This window comes from Streptococcus sp. FSL K6-1323 (assembly GCF_038630745.1).
In the GTDB taxonomy this organism is placed as follows: Bacteria; Bacillota; Bacilli; order Lactobacillales; family Streptococcaceae; genus Streptococcus; species Streptococcus salivarius_D.
On the sequence record NZ_CP152039.1, the window covers coordinates 385,883 to 404,035 of the forward strand.

17 protein-coding genes and 1 other annotated feature are annotated in these 18,153 nt (G+C 41.3%); of the genes, 15 read left to right on the forward strand and 2 right to left on the reverse strand.

Going from position 1 to position 18,153, the window contains the following annotated elements; translation table 11 throughout:
- Window positions 1-141: 141 nt before the first annotated feature.
- From NST80_RS02075 to gorA, 5 genes are all read left to right on the forward strand, one after another.
- Window positions 142-1,749 carry a ribonuclease Y gene (locus NST80_RS02075; protein ID WP_002885478.1) on the forward strand — a complete coding sequence of 536 codons (1,608 nt, stop codon included), beginning with the start codon at window positions 142-144 and terminating at the stop codon, window positions 1,747-1,749.
- Window positions 1,750-1,955: 206 nt separating this feature from the next.
- The gene (locus NST80_RS02080; protein ID WP_013990106.1) at window positions 1,956-2,702 is read left to right on the forward strand and encodes a DeoR/GlpR family DNA-binding transcription regulator; all 747 of its coding nucleotides are present in this window, start codon (window positions 1,956-1,958) and stop codon (window positions 2,700-2,702) included.
- Window positions 2,699-3,610, forward strand: a complete 912-nt coding sequence (pfkB, locus tag NST80_RS02085) for a 1-phosphofructokinase (RefSeq protein ID WP_118172249.1) — start codon at window positions 2,699-2,701, stop codon at window positions 3,608-3,610. Before NST80_RS02080 ends, pfkB begins: the two co-directional genes overlap by 4 nt.
- On the forward strand, window positions 3,607-5,583 hold the full coding sequence (locus NST80_RS02090) for a fructose-specific PTS transporter subunit EIIC (protein ID WP_045769282.1): 1,977 nt from the start codon (window positions 3,607-3,609) through the stop codon (window positions 5,581-5,583). The genes pfkB and NST80_RS02090 overlap by 4 nt, the downstream gene beginning before the upstream one ends.
- 147 nt (window positions 5,584-5,730) lie before the next feature.
- Window positions 5,731-7,083, forward strand: a complete 1,353-nt coding sequence (gene gorA, locus NST80_RS02095) for a glutathione-disulfide reductase (RefSeq protein WP_342504624.1) — start codon at window positions 5,731-5,733, stop codon at window positions 7,081-7,083.
- 276 nt (window positions 7,084-7,359) lie between these two features.
- Here gorA and NST80_RS02100 read toward each other — a convergent pair whose 3' ends face one another.
- The gene (locus NST80_RS02100) at window positions 7,360-8,604 is read right to left on the reverse strand and encodes a folylpolyglutamate synthase/dihydrofolate synthase family protein (RefSeq protein WP_118172247.1); all 1,245 of its coding nucleotides are present in this window, start codon (window positions 8,602-8,604) and stop codon (window positions 7,360-7,362) included.
- 44 nt (window positions 8,605-8,648) lie between these two features.
- Window positions 8,649-9,110 carry a DUF6556 family protein gene (locus NST80_RS02105; protein WP_073686703.1) on the reverse strand — a complete coding sequence of 154 codons (462 nt, stop codon included), beginning with the start codon at window positions 9,108-9,110 and terminating at the stop codon, window positions 8,649-8,651.
- Between the two features lie 108 nt (window positions 9,111-9,218).
- Between NST80_RS02105 and NST80_RS02110 the strand changes: the two genes are divergently transcribed.
- The 10 genes from NST80_RS02110 to NST80_RS02155 all read left to right on the forward strand — a co-directional run bounded on the left by NST80_RS02110 (window position 9,219) and on the right by NST80_RS02155 (window position 18,150).
- A complete protein-coding gene (locus NST80_RS02110; protein WP_013990112.1) occupies window positions 9,219-10,364 on the forward strand; it encodes a cysteine desulfurase family protein in 1,146 nt (381 codons plus the stop codon).
- 54 nt (window positions 10,365-10,418) lie between these two features.
- Complete coding sequence (thiI, locus tag NST80_RS02115) at window positions 10,419-11,642, forward strand: tRNA uracil 4-sulfurtransferase ThiI (RefSeq protein ID WP_013990113.1); 1,224 nt, start codon at window positions 10,419-10,421, stop codon at window positions 11,640-11,642.
- 105 nt (window positions 11,643-11,747) lie between these two features.
- Window positions 11,748-13,259, forward strand: a complete 1,512-nt coding sequence (gene gtfA, locus NST80_RS02120) for an accessory Sec system glycosyltransferase GtfA (protein WP_045769278.1) — start codon at window positions 11,748-11,750, stop codon at window positions 13,257-13,259.
- Window positions 13,252-14,571 carry an accessory Sec system glycosylation chaperone GtfB gene (gene gtfB, locus NST80_RS02125; RefSeq protein WP_049529167.1) on the forward strand — a complete coding sequence of 440 codons (1,320 nt, stop codon included), beginning with the start codon at window positions 13,252-13,254 and terminating at the stop codon, window positions 14,569-14,571. Before gtfA ends, gtfB begins: the two co-directional genes overlap by 8 nt.
- A 4-nt stretch (window positions 14,572-14,575) precedes the next feature.
- Window positions 14,576-15,112, forward strand: a complete 537-nt coding sequence (locus NST80_RS02130) for a GNAT family N-acetyltransferase (protein ID WP_014633553.1) — start codon at window positions 14,576-14,578, stop codon at window positions 15,110-15,112.
- Between the two features lie 112 nt (window positions 15,113-15,224).
- Window positions 15,225-15,299 (forward strand) — a sequence feature (ribosomal protein L21 leader region).
- A 40-nt stretch (window positions 15,300-15,339) separates the two neighbouring features.
- A complete protein-coding gene (gene rplU, locus NST80_RS02135) occupies window positions 15,340-15,654 on the forward strand; it encodes a 50S ribosomal protein L21 (RefSeq protein WP_002885597.1) in 315 nt (104 codons plus the stop codon).
- Between the two features lie 35 nt (window positions 15,655-15,689).
- The gene (rpmA, locus tag NST80_RS02140) at window positions 15,690-15,980 is read left to right on the forward strand and encodes a 50S ribosomal protein L27 (RefSeq protein ID WP_002885483.1); all 291 of its coding nucleotides are present in this window, start codon (window positions 15,690-15,692) and stop codon (window positions 15,978-15,980) included.
- Window positions 15,981-16,037: 57 nt separating this feature from the next.
- Entirely contained in the window at window positions 16,038-16,733 is a 696-nt protein-coding gene (locus NST80_RS02145) for a GNAT family protein (protein ID WP_064523725.1), read from the forward strand.
- 198 nt (window positions 16,734-16,931) lie between these two features.
- On the forward strand, window positions 16,932-17,306 hold the full coding sequence (locus NST80_RS02150) for a DUF1149 family protein (RefSeq protein WP_002885550.1): 375 nt from the start codon (window positions 16,932-16,934) through the stop codon (window positions 17,304-17,306).
- Between the two features lies 1 nt (window position 17,307).
- Entirely contained in the window at window positions 17,308-18,150 is an 843-nt protein-coding gene (locus NST80_RS02155) for a DegV family protein (protein WP_014633954.1), read from the forward strand.
- The last annotated feature ends 3 nt before the right edge of the window (window positions 18,151-18,153 follow it).

Consider the following 18,153-nt stretch of genomic DNA (forward strand, 5'->3'; position numbering starts at 1 on the left):
TAATACCTCCCTATTCTAATAGAGTTATGATACCACAAAATCAGTTTAAAGTTCTAGTATTTATTTGAGAATTCGCTATAATTATGATACACTAGAAGACGGTTTTCTTTAGGGAAACCTTAGAAAAGTTGAGGTAAAGACATGATAAACATGATAATTTTAGTTGTCTTTGCACTCATTGGTTTAGTCGTTGGATATTTAGCAATTTCTATTAAACTTAGCAAAGCTAAGGAACAAGCAGAAACTACCTTGCTAAAGGCAGAACAAGACGCTGTGAACCTTCGTAGCCAGGCGGAACATGATGCAGATCATCTGCGTGTGACTGCTGAACGCGAAAGTAAGGCTCAACGTAAAGAGTTCTTGTTAGAAGCAAAAGAGGAAGCTAGAAAATATCGAGAAGATATTGAAAAAGAATTCAAATCTGAGCGTCAAGAGCTTAAACAAATGGAAAATCGTTTAACAGAACGTGCCACTAGCCTTGATCGTAAGGATGAAAATCTATCAAGTAAAGAACTTGCCCTCGAGAAGAAAGAGCAGAGTCTTGCTGACAAATCTAAACATCTTAATGAGCGTGAAGAGAATGTGACTCAGTTGGAGGCTGAGAAGCAAGCTGAACTTGAACGTGTTGGTCAGATGACCATTGCAGAAGCGCGTGAGGTAATCTTAACGGAGACTGAGAATAATCTGACTCATGAGATTGCAACACGTATCAAAGATGCAGAAGCACAGGTTAAAGATACTGTTGATAAGAAGGCCAAAAACGTGTTGGCGCAAGCTATGCAACGCTTGGCTGGAGATTATGTTACTGAACAAACAGTAACTACTGTTCACCTTCCAGATGACAATATGAAAGGTCGTATCATTGGACGTGAGGGGCGTAACATCCGTACGCTTGAAAGTCTAACAGGTATTGACGTTATTATTGACGATACTCCAGAAGTAGTTGTCCTTTCTGGTTTCGATCCCGTTCGTCGTGAAATTGCACGTATGACTCTCGAAGCCTTGATTAAGGATGGACGCATCCATCCAGCTCGTATTGAAGAGTTGGTTGAGAAGAGCCGTCAGGAAATGGATAACCGTATCCGTGAGTATGGTGAGGAAGCAGCCTACGAAATTGGCGCTATGAATCTTCACCCTGACTTGATCAAGATTATGGGACGCTTGCAGTTCCGTACGTCGTATGGTCAAAACGTACTTCGTCACTCAGTTGAAGTTGGTAAACTAGCAGGTATCATGGCTGGTGAATTGGGTGAGAATGTTGCCCTCGCTCGTCGTGCTGGTTTCCTTCACGATATGGGGAAAGCCATTGACAAAGAAGTCGAAGGTAGCCACGTAGAGATTGGTGCTGAGTTTGCACGTAAGTACAAAGAACATCCAGTTGTGGTTAACGCTATTGCCAGCCACCATGGCGATGTAGAACCTGAGAGTGTCATTGCAGTTATTGTAGCTGCAGCAGATGCTTTGAGTTCGGCTCGTCCAGGGGCTCGTAATGAATCTGTTGAGAATTACGTCAAACGCCTCCGAGATTTGGAAGAAATTGCATCAAGCTTTGACGGTGTTCAAACAAGCTTCGCCCTTCAAGCTGGTCGTGAGATTCGTATTATGGTTCATCCAAACAAAATCTCAGATGATGAAGTTACGATCTTGTCTCACAAGGTACGTGAACAAATTGAGAAGAATTTGGATTACCCAGGAAATATTAAGGTTACAGTCATTCGTGAATTCCGTGCGGTTGACTATGCCAAATAAGATAAGAGAGCCGAAAGGCTTTTTTATTTTGCACTTGATAATGAAAGTTTTTTTTGAAAATGTAAGAACTTTCTTATCAAATTGCGTCATTTTGGCAGATTAGTGTTTTATAATGAAATATTTTGATTTTTTTTGACTGTTTTTAGTTGACAGTTATTAAAAATTTAGTATAATAGACTTTGTAAACGATTACAGAAGGAGAGATTATGCTAAAGTCTGAACGTAAGCAGATTATCTTGTCTCAGTTGAAACAAGATGGTTTTGTCACTTTGGAAAACCTAACTGTTTTGTTAAGTGATACTTCCGAGTCGACGATTCGTCGCGACTTGGACGAGTTAGCGGCAGATGGCCAACTTAAGCGTGTTCATGGTGGTGCTGAAAGCATTCATGGTCTAAAGGAAGAAATTGCCAATAGTCAAAAAGCTATTAGAAACGTTAAAGAAAAGGCTCAGTTAGCTGGTTATGCTGCCGATTTGATTAAGGAAGGTGATGTCGTCTTTCTTGAGGCTAGTACAACAAATGAACTTTTGATTCCACATTTGGCCAATCGTCAGGTAACGGTTGTGACTAATTCTATCCATCATGCGGTTAAGTTGGTAGATCTTGGTGTTAGCACTAGGATTGTTGGAGGAAAGGTTAAACATTCAACGGATGCCTCTATTGGAAGTACTGCTCAAGAGCAAATCAGACAACTGAATTTTGATTGTGCTTTCATTGGTGCTAATGGCGTTGATGCTAATTATTTCACCACACCAGACATGGAAGAGGCAGTTATTAAACGGACGGTTATAGCTAATGCGCAAAAAGCCTATGTTCTAGCTGATGCCTCTAAACTTGGTCAGATTACCTATGCTAAGGTAGCTGAGGTTGAAAAAGTAACCATAATTACAAATGCTTCGGAAGAAGAGCTCCTAAAAGAATTAAAAGAGAAAACGAGGGTTATTGAAGTATGATTTATACTGTAACGCTGAATCCATCAATCGACTTCATTGTTCGTATCGATAAAGTAGAGATTGGTGAAGTTAACCGTATGGAGAGTGATGATAAGTTCGCTGGCGGTAAGGGTATTAATGTTAGTCGTATTTTGCAACGCTTAGGTGTTGATAATACTGCAACGGGCTTCATCGGTGGTTTTACAGGACGTTTTGTGACAGATGGTTTGGATGCAGAGGGCATTAAAACCAAGTTTGTAGCAGTGGATCAAGACACACGTATTAATGTTAAAATCAAGGCTGACCAAGAAACTGAAATTAATGGTGCAGGACCTGTCATTAATGAGAATCAATTGGCTGAATTGGAAGCAGTTCTTTCAAGTGTAAGTGCCGATGATGTGGTTGTTTTTGCTGGATCAGCACCAAGCAATCTTGGAAATAAGGTCTATAACAAATTGATTCCACTAGTGCGTGAAACGGGTGCACAGGTTGTCTGTGACTTTGAAGGTCAAACCTTGCTTGATTCCTTGGCTTACCAACCACTCTTGGTTAAACCGAATAACCATGAGTTAGAAGCTATTTTCAATGTCAAACTTAATGGTTTGGCTGATGTTGAAAAATATGCGCGTGAAATCCTTGCTAAGGGTGCACAGAACGTTATCATCTCAATGGCAGGCGATGGAGCTCTGCTGGTCACACCAGAGGCTGCTTACTTTGCTAAACCAATCAAGGGAACAGTTAAAAACTCTGTTGGTGCGGGTGACTCGATGGTTGCTGGTTTCACTGGTGAGTTTGTTAAATCGGGTGATCCGATTGAGGCTCTCAAGTGGGGGGTAGCGTGTGGAACATCTACAGCTTTCTCAGATGACTTAGCGACAATTGAATTTATTAAAGAAACATACAATAAAGTAGAGGTAGAAAAACTATGAAAATTCAGGATTTACTGAACAAAAAAGTAATGTTGCTTGACCTTCAAGCAACTACAAAAGAAGCTGCTATCGATGAAATGATTAACAGCTTGGTTGACAATGGTGTTGTGACTGACTTTGATGTTTTCAAAGCAGGTATTATGGCTCGTGAAGCACAAACATCAACTGGTTTGGGTGATGGAATTGCTATGCCACACAGCAAAAATGCTGCAGTAAAAGAAGCAACTGTACTTTTTGCTAAATCTAATAAAGGTGTAGATTACGAATCACTTGATGGTCAACCTACAGACCTCTTCTTTATGATTGCTGCTCCAGAAGGAGCAAATGACACTCACTTGGCAGCACTTGCTGAGTTGTCAAAATACCTTATGCAAGATGGTTTTGCAGATCGTTTGCGTAAGGTGACTTCTCCAGATGAAGTGATTGCTGCTTTCAATACGGGTGAAGAAGAAGCACAAGCTGAGGAAGCTAAGAAAGCACAAGCTGTTAAAGAAGCAGCTTCAAGCGATAAACCACTTATCGTAGCTGTAACAGCTTGTACAACTGGTATTGCTCACACTTACATGGCTGAAGAATCACTAATTAAAACAGGTGAAGAAATGGGTGTCAATGTTCGTGTTGAAACTAACGGTGCTTCAGGTGTCGGAACACCTTTGACTGCTGAAGAAATCAGTAAGGCTGTAGGTGTTATCGTAGCAGCAGACAAGGCAGTTGAAACAGCACGTTTCGATGGTAAAAAATTGCTTTCTAAACCAGTCGCTGCAGGTATTCGTCAACCTCAAGAATTAATCCAAAACATCTTGGATGGAAAAGCTGAAGTCTTCCACGCTGAAAATGCTGGAGCTGTTCAAGAATCAAGTGAGAAATTGAGCCTTGGTGGTGCCTTCTATAAACACTTGATGAGTGGGGTATCACAAATGCTTCCATTCGTTATCGGTGGTGGTATCATGATTGCGCTTGCCTTCTTGCTTGACCAAATCATGGGTGTTCCTAAAGATCAATTGTCACAACTTGGTTCTTACCATGAAATTGCTGCTCAATTCAAAGCAATTGGTGGCGCTGCTTTTGGCTTCATGCTTCCAGTACTTGCAGGTTACATTGCTTACTCTATCGCTGAAAAACCAGGTTTGGTATCAGGTTTCGTAGCTGGTGCTATTGCTTCAAGTGGTGCAGCCTTTGGTGGTGTTCCATTTGCTTCAGGTGGTAAAGCAACCCTTGCCCTTGCTGGCGTATCTTCAGGTTTCCTTGGAGCTCTTGTTGGTGGTTTCCTTGCAGGTGGTGTTATCCTCGTTCTTCGTAAACTCTTGGCAGGTATTCCACGTGCCCTTGAAGGAATCCGTTCTATCTTGCTCTTGCCACTTCTAGGTGTATTTGCTACTGGTTTCTTGATGTTGGCAGTAAATATCCCAATGGCAGCAATTAATACTGGTCTTAATAACTTCTTGTCAAGCTTGTCAGGAAGCTCAGCCGTACTACTTGGTCTCCTTGTTGGTGGTATGATGGCAGTGGATATGGGTGGACCAGTCAACAAAGCAGCTTATGTCTTTGGTACAGGTACTCTCGCAGCAACAGTAACTTCAGGTGGTTCAGTTGTTATGGCAGCAGTTATGGCGGCTGGTATGGTTCCTCCGTTGGCAGTATTTGTAGCAACACTCTTGTTTAAAGATAAATTCACTGAAGAAGAACGCAACTCTGGTTTGACAAACATTGTTATGGGACTTTCATTCATCACTGAAGGTGCGATCCCATTTGGTGCAGCTGACCCAGCACGCGCTATCCCAAGCTTTATCGTCGGTTCAGCTCTTACAGGTGCTCTTGTAGGTATGGCAGGAATCAAATTGATGGCACCACACGGAGGTATCTTCGTTATTGCCCTCACATCAAATGCCCTTCTCTACCTTCTCTTCATCTTGATTGGTGCTGTGGTATCAGGTATCCTCTTCGGATTCCTCCGCAAACCACTTGATAAATAAGATATGACAAAACAATCTCGTTGTGACGGGGTTGTTTTTTGTGTCGTAGCAGATTTTTGTCAGGGTACCTATTTTGTGATAAAGTATAGGCAGAAATGGCTTATCTAGTAGCTAATACGCTGTATAAAGAAACATAAGAGGTAAAATATGGTAAAAGAATACGATTATATTGTCATTGGTGGTGGTTCTGGTGGTATTGCCAGTGCCAATCGTGCTGCCATGCATGGTGCTAAGGTTATTCTCTTTGAAGGAAAAGAGGTCGGAGGTACCTGTGTCAATGTAGGTTGTGTGCCTAAAAAGGTCATGTGGTATGGTGCTCAGGTTGCTGAAACCCTTCACCGTTATGCAGGTGAGTACGGTTTTGATGTGACGATTAATAAGTTTGATTTTGCAACACTTAAGGCCAATCGTCAGGCTTATATCGACCGTATCCATGGTTCTTATGAGCGTGGTTTTGATAGCAATGGCGTTGAACGTGTATACGAGTATGCAAGATTTGTTGACCCTCATACGGTTGAAGTAGCGGGTGAGCGTTATACAGCACCCCATATCCTTATTGCGACTGGTGGTCACGCCCTTTATCCAAACATTCCAGGTAGTGAATATGGGATTACCTCCGATGGTTTCTTTGAGCTAGATGAGGTGCCAAAACGTACAGCTGTCATTGGTGCTGGCTACATCGCTGTTGAGGTTGCTGGTGTTCTCAACGCTCTTGGAAGTGACACACACCTCTTTGTGCGTAAAGATCGTCCATTGCGTACCTTTGATAAGGATATCGTTGATGTTTTAGTTGATGAAATGGCTAAATCTGGTCCAACCCTCCATACGCATGCTAATGCGACAGAGGTAGTGAAGAATGCAGATGATTCCTTAACCATTAGTTTTGATAATGGAGAGACGATTACAGTTGATTGCTTAATCTGGGCTATTGGACGCGCAGCCAACACTTCTGGTTTTGGTCTTGAAAAGACAGGTGTTAAATTGACTGAAAAAGGAACAATCTATTCGGATGAGTTTGAAAATACATCTGTTCCTGGAATCTATGCCCTTGGCGATGTGACTGGTAAACTTGATTTGACACCAGTTGCAGTCAAGGCTGGACGTCAATTGTCAGAGCGACTCTTCAACAATAAAGCTGATGCTAAGCTTGATTACACTGATGTAGCCACCGTGGTCTTTAGCCATCCAGTTATTGGTTCTGTTGGCTTGACTGAAGAAAAAGCAATCGCTAAGTATGGTGCAGAGAATATTAAGGTTTATAAATCTAGTTTCACACCAATGTATACGACCCTTGGAGACAATCGTCAGCCTTCAACCATGAAATTAGTAACGCTTGGTGAGGATGAAAAAATCATCGGTCTTCACGGTATTGGCTATGGTGTTGATGAGATGATTCAAGGTTTCTCTGTGGCTATTAAGATGGGAGCAACTAAGGCTGATTTTGATAATACGGTTGCCATTCATCCAACAGGCTCAGAGGAATTTGTAACGATGCGATAGAAAAGTGAAGTCTGTTAACTGCGAGTTTCAGACTTTTCTTTGTGTCTGAATGGCTTCAATTGAAAGTAATCGCAAGGGATTCCCTTGCGAATTTCCATAGCCTTTTTGGCCATGGAAACCATTCATTCAACAGGTTCAGAAGAATTTGTGACGATGCGGTAGAAAAGTGAAGGCTGTTAACCGAGAGTTTCAGACTTTTCTTTGTGTTCAAATAGCAGCCTACACTTTGTGTAAAACTATAGATTGTCTAAATAAAAAAGGCCTTCAGGCCTTATTTTATTTAATTAAGTAGTTTCTTACTGCTGAGATAAAGTAAAGAGATCCAGTGACAACAAATAGGTCATCAGAATTTGCTGATTCAGCTTGTGCTAGCCAGTCTCTATAGTCGGCTGCACGTTTGAAGTCTTGGGGATAGTCATCCAAGGGCAGTGCCTCAAAAAAGTCAAAGCTGGTTACCGTTATATCATAATCTCTCAATTCCTCCAGTAAGTCTGCCAATGGCTTTCGTCTAAGTCCTGCAAAGAGGATATGTACCCTACGATTAGCGAAGTTATCTTTTAGTACCTGTTTTAAGCTGGCAATTCCTTGAGGATTATGAGCACCATCTAGATAAATGTTATTTCCTATCCACTCACTACGACCAGGCCAATGCGTCTCTTCAATCCCCTCTTGGATGCTCTTATCGGTAATCTTAGAAAATGTTTGAGCTAGGAGATGGGCAGCAGTGACAGCTAGCCCAGCATTGTTTTCTTGATGCTGCCCTAACATTGGAAGTTTAAGATTTGGACTTTCCCAATGGTCATAAGAAATTTGGATCGTTCGATTGTCTTTCGGAAGCAGCTGAATTTCCCTATCAATGATGGCTAAAGGAGCTTGTAGGTCATGTGATTTTTGGTTGAAGAAATGTTCAACTTCTGCAGAGACACGACCAAGTAAGATAGGTGTGTTTTCTCGCATGACGCCTGCCTTATGATTGGCAATGTCCAAAAGTCTATCGCCCAAGGTCTCAGTGTGATCAAAGCCAATCGAAGTACAGATGACAAGCTCTGGCGAAAGAACATTGGTCGAATCAAGGCGTCCACCAATTCCAGCTTCAATGATAGCCATATCAACCTGTTTAAGGTCAAAGTAGAGGAACATGAGTAAGGTGACCAATTCAAATTCCGTTGGTCGCTCAAAAGCAGTGTGCTCTTCTAAATCATCGAGTAGAACCTGAGCTTTCGCAACAAGGCTAATCAAATATTTATCAGGGATTTCTGTGCCGTTAATGCTAATACGTTCGTTGAAGCGAGTGATATAAGGGGAGGTGAAAGTCCCGACCTGATAGCCTGACTTTGTTAGGATATTTTGTAGGTAGCTAGTTGTTGATCCCTTACCGTTGGTCCCGACTATATGCACCGTTGGAAAGTGAGTCTGAGGATTTCCGACTTGTTTCAAGAGCCAACGCATACGTTCGAGTTGAGGGCGACGGCCATTGCCCTTGAAAGAATGGATAAAATTTAGAGTTTCTGTATAGTTCATAGGATTATAGAAAAAAGGCAGGGTTTCCTAGCCTTTTATATGTTTTAGTTAGAAGCGGCATCACCAGTTGTTGCGCCACCAGTAGTCGCATTGCCAGATGTTGTATCTGCAGTAGCTACTGATGAAGAGGTAGTCGTATTGCCACCCGTTGTTGTATCTGCAGATGACGAATAGGTGTTAGTTCCTGCTTGGCTACTTGTTTCTGTTTCTGAATCAGTCGCATTGCCATAACTAGATGAGGTAGCACTTGATTCTTGAGTCTTATTATTGCCTTCTTTGATGACTACAGTTGATTGATTGGCTGATGAATCAGAAGTGTCCTTATTTTTAGAGGCTGTGAAATTCATGATGGTGATTGAAGCCACGATGATTGACAAAATTGTCCCGACGGCAGTAAGGACTTTTTGGAAGGCAGTGAAGCCTTTTGTAACGTGTTCAGTCACATTTGGGGCAGATTTTTTTTCTTCTTTTGATGAATGATTACGGCGTGAGTAATTTTCAGACATGATGCTCTCCTTAAAAATATTTCGTACTTTCTATTATATGATTTTCTCGCAAAAATTGCTAAAAAAATTATGCTATAATAAATAGTAAATAAAAATCGAGGAAAAATCATGATTTATTTTGATAATTCAGCCACGACGGTGCCTTATCCAGAGGCACTTAGAACCTATCAAGAAGTGGCTACTAAAATTTTTGGGAACCCATCCAGCCTACACCAATTAGGAACATCTGCGACACGTATTTTGGAGGCTTCTCGTAAGCAAGTTGCGGAACTCATTGGAAAATCAGCCGATGAGATTTTCTTTACGTCTGGAGGAACCGAAGGTGATAACTGGGTCATCAAAGGTGTAGCTTTCGAAAAAGAGCCTTACGGCAAACACATCATTGTTTCTGATATTGAACACCCTGCGGTAAAAGAATCTGCCAAATGGCTTTCAGAGCATGGTTTCGAGGTGTCTTATGCACCAGTAAATGAGCAAGGGTTTGTGGATGTTGAAGCTCTTGCTGAATTATTACGCCCTGACACGATCTTGGTTTCGGTTATGGCTGTTAATAATGAAATCGGATCAATCCAACCTATTCAAGCCATCTCAGATCTCTTGGCTAATGAGCCTACCATATCTTTCCATGTGGATGCTGTTCAGGCTATTGGGAAGATTCCAGTATCGTCCTATTTAACTGACCGTGTAGATTTTGCGACATTTTCTGGTCACAAGTTTCATGCTGTTCGTGGTGTCGGTTTTGTCTACAAAAAAGCAGGGAAAAAGATTACTCCGCTCTTAACCGGTGGTGGTCAAGAAAAAGATTTCCGTTCAACGACTGAAAATGTTGCCGGCATTGCGAGTATGGCCAAGGCCTTGCGCTTGGTAACTGACAAAGAGGAATTTTCTCTTCCTAAAATTGCCAAGATGAAAAAGATTATCTTTGACGAATTGGCTAAGTACGAGGATATTACTATTTTCTCAGGTGAGGGTGAAGACTTTGCTCCCAATATTTTGACCTTTGGAATCAAGGGTGTTCGTGGTGAAGTTATTGTCCATGCTTTTGAAGAGCATCAAATCTATATTTCAACGACATCAGCATGTTCATCTAAGGCGGGGAAACCAGCGGGAACCCTTATTTCTATGGGTGTACCGACTAAGTTAGCTCAAACAGCTGTTCGTATCAGTCTTGATGATGACAATGATATGGGACAGGTGGAACAGTTCCTCACGATTTTCAAGCAGGTCTACGCCAAGACACAAAAAGTGAGATAGCAAGATTTAATCGACTAAACAATAAAACTAAATTCGAATTTAAAAGGAAAAGGAATGACACTAACATATTCAGAAATTATGGTTCGCTATGGTGAATTGTCTACTAAGGGCAAGAACCGTATGCGCTTTATCAATAAACTTAGAAATAATATTAAAGATGTCCTATCCATCTATCCAGAAGTTAAAGTGACTTTTGATCGAGACCGTGGACATATCTACCTCAATGATACAGACTACGAGCCAGTAGCAGAGTCTTTGAAGCAAATTTTTGGTATTCAAGCCTTTAGTCCTGTTTACAAGTTTGAAAAAGATGTCGAGGTTTTGAAAAAAGCTGTTCAAGACATTATGACTGGACTCTATCGTGATGGTCTTACTTTTAAAGTAACTGCTAAACGTAGTGACCATGACTTTGTTCTCGACAGTCGTGAGCTCAATCTTACTTTAGGAAATGCAGTTTTTGATGTATTGCCTGACATTAAGGCTCAGATGAAGGGACCAGATGTCAATCTTAAGGTAGAAATTCGTGCCGAGGCGGCTTATATTTCTCACGAGGAAATCAAAGGAGCAGGCGGTCTACCTGTAGGTACTGCTGGTAAAGGAATGCTCATGCTTTCAGGTGGGATTGATTCGCCAGTGGCAGGTTATCTTGCCCTTAAACGTGGTGTGGATATTGAAGCTGTCCACTTTGCAAGTCCTCCTTACACTAGCCCTGGAGCTCTTAAAAAGGCTCAAGATTTGACCCGTAAGTTGACTAAATTTGGTGGTAATATTCAGTTCATCGAAGTACCATTTACTGAAATTCAAGAGGAAATCAAAGAAAAAGCACCAGAAGCTTATTTGATGACCTTGACACGTCGCTTTATGATGCGTATTACGGACCGTATCCGTGAAGAACGCCGAGGTCTTGTGATTATCAATGGTGAAAGTCTTGGTCAGGTTGCTAGTCAGACTATGGAGTCTATGCAGGCGATTAATGCTGTTACATGTACGCCAGTGATTCGCCCGGTTGTCACTATGGACAAGTTGGAAATCATTGATTTGGCACAAAAAATTGATACCTTTGACATTTCCATCCAACCTTTTGAGGATTGCTGTACCATCTTTGCACCTGACCGTCCAAAGACTAATCCAAAAATCAAAAACGTTGAACAATATGAACGTCGTATGGATGTTGACGCCTTGGTTGAACGTGCGGTTGCAGGAATCATGGTGACTGAAATCACACCTATTGAAGAGGCGCAAGACGAAGTGGATACACTTATCGAAGACTTGCTCTAGTCTAGGAGGCTATAGTACTAACATAGTAGTGCTTAGCTGCTACTAGACTTAGGTATGTCGAAAAAGAAATGTCGATGTTGAACTTTTACCCAGAAAGGAAAATACATGACTGTTTATAACATCAATTTAGGAATCGGTTGGGCATCAAGTGGTGTTGAGTACGCCCAGGCCTATCGTTCTACAATTTTCAAAAACACAGGTATTAAGGCCAAATTTGTCTTTATGGATATGTTCTTGCAGGACAATCTTTCTGATTTGACCCGTAACATGGGGTTTGAGGATGAAGACATCATCTGGCTCTACAGCTATTTTACAGACCTAAAAATTGCTCCAACGACCTATACTGTCAAGGATTTGGAAAAGGAAATTCCTTATGACATCACGCGTCGTGAGATTAATGGTAAAGTGGTTAAGCTCTTTTGTGCCAAGGAAGATATCTTCTATGCAGCCTACTTGCGTAAAGAGGGTGAAGATATCGTTCACCGTGTGGAAAAAGTATCGCGTGGTTGCTTAATCCGTAAAGATTTTTACTCTTACACTAAGATGTTCACAGAGTACTACACACCGGTAGACAATAAGGCTCACCTCTATCAACGTCGTTTCTTCAATGAGGATGGTAGTGTTGCCTATGATGAAATTGTTGATGGAAAGGATAGTGTCTTCCGTTTCCCAGATAAGATTTTGTCTTCTAAGCATGAGTTTATTGCCTACTTTATGTCGCAACTTGGCCTAACTGACCAGGATATCGTCATCTTGGACCGTGCAACTGGTACCGGACAGGCTGTTTTCCGTAACACCAAACCTGCTAAGCTTGGGGTTGTGGTTCATGCAGAGCACTTTAGTGAAAATGCTGTGACAGACAAGACTATTTTATGGAATAACTTCTACGAGTACCAATTCAGCAATGCAGATAAGGTTGATTTCTTTATCACAGCGACAGAACGTCAACGTAGCATTATGCTAGATCAGTTCAATAAATACACACCGTTTACGCCTCATATCGTAACCATCCCTGTGGGAAGTGTGGATAAACTGAGAAAGCCTGAAGGAGAGCGTAAACCATTCTCTATCATCACAGCCTCACGTTTGGCCAATGAAAAACACGTGGACTGGTTGGCCAAGGCTGTCGTTAAGGCTAAAGAAAGTCTGCCACAAGTAAACTTTGATATCTATGGAACAGGTGCTGAAGAAACCAAACTTAAGGCCATTATCGAGGAAAATCAAGCTCAGGATTATATCCACCTTAAAGGTCACCAAGACTTGACAGAAGTCTACAAGGACTACGAACTTTACCTATCAGGTTCTAAGAGTGAAGGGTTTGGCTTGACACTTCTAGAAGCTGTGGGATCTGGTCTAGGTATGATTGGTTTTGATGTTCGTTATGGGAACCAAACCTTTATCAAGGATAATGAGAATGGGTACCTCATTCCTCGTTTTGAAAAAGATGATGAGCCTGCTATCGTAGCTGCCTTGGCAGAGAAAATTGTAGCCTTCTTCAATCGCTCAGATTTGGAGCATGTTCATCAAGTTTCTTATGATATCGCCAAAGGCTTTTTGACAGAGGAAATCGAGCAGAAGTGGCTTAACTTAGTAAAGGAGATGACTAGTCATGATTAATTTATTTGAAAACTATAGTCAGGGTAGTTGGGATCTCCATTACTCACTGATTGTCGCTGGCTATGTAAATACAACAGTTTGTCTTTCAGATGATGGCTTTCTGCCTAGTGATGTGACCTCACCCTACCTTTATTTCACTGGTTTTGACAAGGTTCAAGGTTCTGCGCTTTACTTTAATCAGGTACCTGCGCCTGACTACTGGGAAATTATAGGAACGAATAGCAATGCGGAAATCTTCCGTTTTGATAAGAAACGTGGTCATATTCATTATGCGCATCCTGCTCACCAACGTCTGGTTAAAGCCGTGGACTGGTATGATGAGTCAGGACGCTTGCGCGTGACTGATCGCTACAATAACAAGGGTTACCGTTTCTCACAAACAACCTATAACGTTAAGCAAGAAGCGACCATTACCAGCTATTTCACTCCAGACAACAAGGAAGTTATCGTCATCAACCATTTGACTAAAGACGTTATCTTGAATTGGAAAGACAAGGTCTACATTTTCAAAAACAAATCTGAATTTGTCGTCTTCTATCTTAAAGAAGCTGGTTATGATTTGAGTCGTATTCTATACAACTCATTGGCGACACCTTTCTTGACAACTATGAATCTTCCAAATTCTGGTCAAGACGTTCTCTTCTGGCAAGAACCTATCACTGATTCAGTTCCTGGGAATATGCGTCTGCTTCTTGAGAGCAACCATCGTCAGACTAAGATTGTTGTACAAGATTACACAGCTTATACGAATCTTCTAAAGTTGGTTAGTCCAGAGCAGGCTTCTCGCGTGGCCTTCCTTGGATTCATGTATCCATTTGCCCGTCAGAACAACTTCCAAAATCAAGCGCTTATCTTGACCAACTCAGACCAGATTGAACATTTGGAAAGCATTGTCAGTGAAGTGCCTACCATGCATTATCATGTTGGGGCCATTACAGAAATGTCAAGTCGCTTGATGGATTTGGCTAAATATAGTAATGTTAGCCTTTACCCTAATATTACGACAGAGCAGGTTAAGCGCCTTTATAAGGAAGCTGATTTCTACTTGGATATTAACCATCAAAATGAAATCTTGTCAGCGACACGTGCTGCCTTTGAAAATAACTTGCTTATCCTTGCCTTTACGAACACTAGCCATGGTCCTGAGTATACCGCGTCAAGTAATATCTTCTCACCAATGAATGCTGGTCAATTTAAGCAAACGCTTAAAGAAGCCTTGGGTAACCGTGACTTCCTTAATCACTTGCTTGATCGCCAACGTGAGCATGCTCATGTAGCAACACCAGAAGATTATAAGAAGATTATTGGTTAGGGAAATGACATTAGAGGTTCGTAACATTTATCCTCTGACACCAACATTTAAGAAGGTCGCTTCGCTTTATGAAGTGGCTTTTCCTGTGGAAGAGCGTCTCCCACTCTGGCAATTGTCTTGGAACGGCTTGAAAAGAGGACAATCTTTCTTGGCCTACTTTGATCAGGAAGTCTTCGTTGGCTTGACCTATACCATTTATACTGACAACCTGGTCTACCTACTTTTTCTTGCAGTTGAGGAAAGTAAACAATCTCAGGGATATGGCAGTCAGATTTTGGCACAAGTTAAGAAAGAAGCAGGGGTACGACCGTGTGTGCTTACGATTGAACCCATGGATGAGGAGGATGCTTCTAACCGTAATCAGCGCTTAAAACGTTTAGCATTTTATGAGCGAAATGGCTATCAGCTATTGAATCACTTCTATTTCGAAGGGACTGAACGCTATCAAATTTTGACAACGGATAGGAGCCTTTGTTTAGCTGATTTAGAGCAGGATCTAGCTAAGACCTTCTTAGGAAAATATGGTATAAGGGTTGAGTAGGGGAATCATTACTTGGCTAAATATCAATGAGCAGAATAAGAATAATCAAAATAACTTTTTCTCTTGTCATTAGAGGGAAAAAATGATAGAATTGTAACGTTGACTAAATGCACGTCCTGTGCAACCGCACGACTACTGTTTGCAAGTGGGTTCGTCCCCGCAGTACTAGGCGAGTCTTCACAGAGGGAAACCTCAGACACATTAAAAATCTTAATAGGAGGTGCATCATGAGCACATACGCAATCATCAAAACTGGTGGAAAACAAGTTAAAGTTGAAGTAGGTCAAGCGATCTACGTTGAAAAAATCAACGCTGAAGCTGGATCAGAAGTAACTTTTAACGAAGTTGTTCTTGTCGGTGGTGATAAAACTGTAGTAGGTACTCCAGTTGTTGAGGGAGCTACTGTTGTCGGAACTATCGAAAAACAAGGTAAACAAAAGAAAGTTGTTACTTTCAAATACAAACCTAAAAAAGGTAGCCACCGTAAACAAGGTCACCGTCAACCTTATACAAAAGTTGTTATCAACGCTATCAACGCGTAAGTTAGCGACTAATCACTAAGAAAGGACACAATCTTATGTTGAAAACTCTTGAAAACTTGCAACTTTTCGCCCACAAAAAAGGTGGGGGTTCTACTTCCAATGGTCGTGATTCACAAGCTAAACGTCTTGGTGCTAAAGCAGCTGATGGACAAACTGTATCAGGTGGATCAATCCTTTACCGTCAACGCGGTACACACATCTACCCAGGTGTAAACGTAGGCCGTGGTGGTGATGATACACTCTTCGCTAAAGTTGAAGGTGTTGTACGTTTCGAACGTAAAGGTCGCGACAAAAAACAAGTATCTGTATACCCAGTTGCTAAATAATTAAGCTAAAGTCTGCACTTTTGTGTAGGCTTTTCTTTATGAAAAAAGGAGAATCCTATGCCTTTAAATCACTACCAACAAGAAGTAGGGCCAAGTCTAGCAGATGCCAGTCCAGGTAAAATGCCAGATGTTGCTCTATTAGAAGGTCGTTATTGTAGCGTTGAACATTTGACAGTGGCAGAGCATTATGAGGACATTTTAGACTTTTACTTTACTAATCAGATTCTTTCGGATTGGACCTATATGTATGCGGACCCTTTTGAATCTGAAGAAGCTGTACGTCAGTGTTTAGAGGATTATGAGCAATCCCAGAATCCTTATTTCTTTGCCATTAGGGATAAGGCTTCAGGTAAAGTTCTAGGAACCTTTTCACTCATGGCTATTACACCCAAAAATCGCAGTGTTGAGATGGGGCGAGTGATTTTGGCACCTGCCTTACAAAAGACTCGAGCAGCCACAGAAGCTCAATACCTGCTTATGGAATATGTCTTTGAAGATCTTAACTATCGTCGTTATGAGTGGAAATGTGATAGTCTCAACCGCCCTTCTGCCAATGCAGCCATGCGTTTAGGGTTCACCTATGAGGGGCGTTTTCGTAACCATGCTATCTATAAGGGACGTAGCCGTGATACGGACTGGTTCTCGATTATTGACAGTGAGTGGCCAGTACTTAAGAAACGATTTGAGAATTGGTTGTCTCCTGAGAATTTTGATGAACAGGGACAGCAGAAACGTTCTTTGAGGGACTGTTAGCTATCAATGTAAGGCTCTTTTCTGATGAAGGAGCCTTATTTTAGTGTTCTTAGACCTAAATCAAAGCTCCTACTTTTCTAGTGATTATTATTGCTGTCAAAATCAGTCTAAATACTCATTTTTCTGTCAATAATATTCCCATAATAAAGCATATTTATGCTATAATAAAGAGTAATTGTATCAAGGAGAATATGACTAATGGATTTAATTCGCGAAAAAGTATTTGTTAACCGTTACCACTATGATGTTCGTAACCATGAGTGGGAAAAAGAGAATGGTGTGCCTAAAACAAATGTTGAAGTAACTTTCCAGTTGCACAATAAAGATGAAGAAGCTAACAATACGTCTGTTGTAGCTGTTTTGCAATTTATGATTGTCCGTGATGAGTTTGTTATCTCAGGGATTGTTTCTCAAATGGACCATATTCAAAACCGTATCGTCAATGAACCAAAAGACTTCTCACAAGAAGAAGCAGAAGCCTTGGCTGCACCGCTCTTGGATACGCTTCAACGTTTGACTTATGAAGTAACTGAAATTGCCTTGGATCGCCCAGGTATCAACTTGGAGTTCTAAGATGTCTCTTGCAGTTATTACGGATTCATCGGTTAATCTCCCTGCTGAAATTCAGGGCCATGCTGATGTTTATGTTTTAGATATTCCGGTCATCATTGAGGGGCAGCCTTTTGTTGAAGGAAAAAACTTGGATGTCAATCAGTTTTATGAGCAAATGGCAAACTCTGAGGAACTGCTCAAGACGTCGCAACCTAATCTAGCTGACTTGGATAACTTGCTTATGGAGTTTGAGGAGAAAGGTTATACCCATGTCGTTGGGCTTTTCCTTTCTTCAGGAATCTCTGGTTTTTGGGCCAATAGTCAGTTTTTGATTGAGGACCATGCCAAGTTGAAGATTGCTTTTCCTGATACAAAAATCACAGCAGCTCCTATGGGAACCATGGTGAGAAACGTTTTGCATTGGTCAGCTCAAGGGATGTCTTTTGAGAACATTTTGAAGAAGCTTGAGGAGCAAGTTGACCAAACGACGGCTTATATTCTTGTGGATGATCTTAATCATCTGGTTAAGGGTGGCCGTTTGTCGAATGGTTCGGCGATTTTAGGAAATCTTTTGTCTATCAAACCTATTTTGAATTTTAATGACGAAGGAAAAATCGTTGTTTTTGAAAAGGTGCGTACAGAGAAGAAAGCTGTGAAACGTTTGGTTGCCCTAGCTGAGGAAAATCGTGAAATGGAACTTAGTATCCTTCACACCAATGCTCCTGAAAAAGCTGAAGATTTTAAAAAGCAGCTAGAAGCACAGGGAATTAGCGTTTCAACAGTGGTATCCTTATGTGCTGTAATTGCGACACACTTGGGTGAAGGAGCACTAGTACTAGGTATAACACCTAAATTTACCAAATAAGTA

Bases quoted from the DNA above. Each gene is read 5' to 3' on its own strand.
- gorA (WP_342504624.1), top strand. From the start codon at position 5,731: ATGGTAAAAGAATACGATTATATTGTCATTGGTGGTGGTTCTGGTGGT.
- rplU (WP_002885597.1), top strand. From the start codon at position 15,340: ATGAGCACATACGCAATCATCAAAACTGGTGGAAAACAAGTTAAAGTT.
- NST80_RS02075 (WP_002885478.1), top strand. From the start codon at position 142: ATGATAAACATGATAATTTTAGTTGTCTTTGCACTCATTGGTTTAGTC.
- gtfA (WP_045769278.1), top strand. From the start codon at position 11,748: ATGACTGTTTATAACATCAATTTAGGAATCGGTTGGGCATCAAGTGGT.
- rpmA (WP_002885483.1), top strand. From the start codon at position 15,690: ATGTTGAAAACTCTTGAAAACTTGCAACTTTTCGCCCACAAAAAAGGT.
- NST80_RS02110 (WP_013990112.1), top strand. From the start codon at position 9,219: ATGATTTATTTTGATAATTCAGCCACGACGGTGCCTTATCCAGAGGCA.
- NST80_RS02090 (WP_045769282.1), top strand. From the start codon at position 3,607: ATGAAAATTCAGGATTTACTGAACAAAAAAGTAATGTTGCTTGACCTT.
- NST80_RS02130 (WP_014633553.1), top strand. From the start codon at position 14,576: ATGACATTAGAGGTTCGTAACATTTATCCTCTGACACCAACATTTAAG.
- NST80_RS02155 (WP_014633954.1), top strand. From the start codon at position 17,308: ATGTCTCTTGCAGTTATTACGGATTCATCGGTTAATCTCCCTGCTGAA.
- thiI (WP_013990113.1), top strand. From the start codon at position 10,419: ATGACACTAACATATTCAGAAATTATGGTTCGCTATGGTGAATTGTCT.
- NST80_RS02150 (WP_002885550.1), top strand. From the start codon at position 16,932: ATGGATTTAATTCGCGAAAAAGTATTTGTTAACCGTTACCACTATGAT.
- gtfB (WP_049529167.1), top strand. From the start codon at position 13,252: ATGATTAATTTATTTGAAAACTATAGTCAGGGTAGTTGGGATCTCCAT.
- NST80_RS02080 (WP_013990106.1), top strand. From the start codon at position 1,956: ATGCTAAAGTCTGAACGTAAGCAGATTATCTTGTCTCAGTTGAAACAA.
- NST80_RS02105 (WP_073686703.1), bottom strand. From the start codon at position 9,110: ATGTCTGAAAATTACTCACGCCGTAATCATTCATCAAAAGAAGAAAAA.
- pfkB (WP_118172249.1), top strand. From the start codon at position 2,699: ATGATTTATACTGTAACGCTGAATCCATCAATCGACTTCATTGTTCGT.
- NST80_RS02100 (WP_118172247.1), bottom strand. From the start codon at position 8,604: ATGAACTATACAGAAACTCTAAATTTTATCCATTCTTTCAAGGGCAAT.
- NST80_RS02145 (WP_064523725.1), top strand. From the start codon at position 16,038: ATGCCTTTAAATCACTACCAACAAGAAGTAGGGCCAAGTCTAGCAGAT.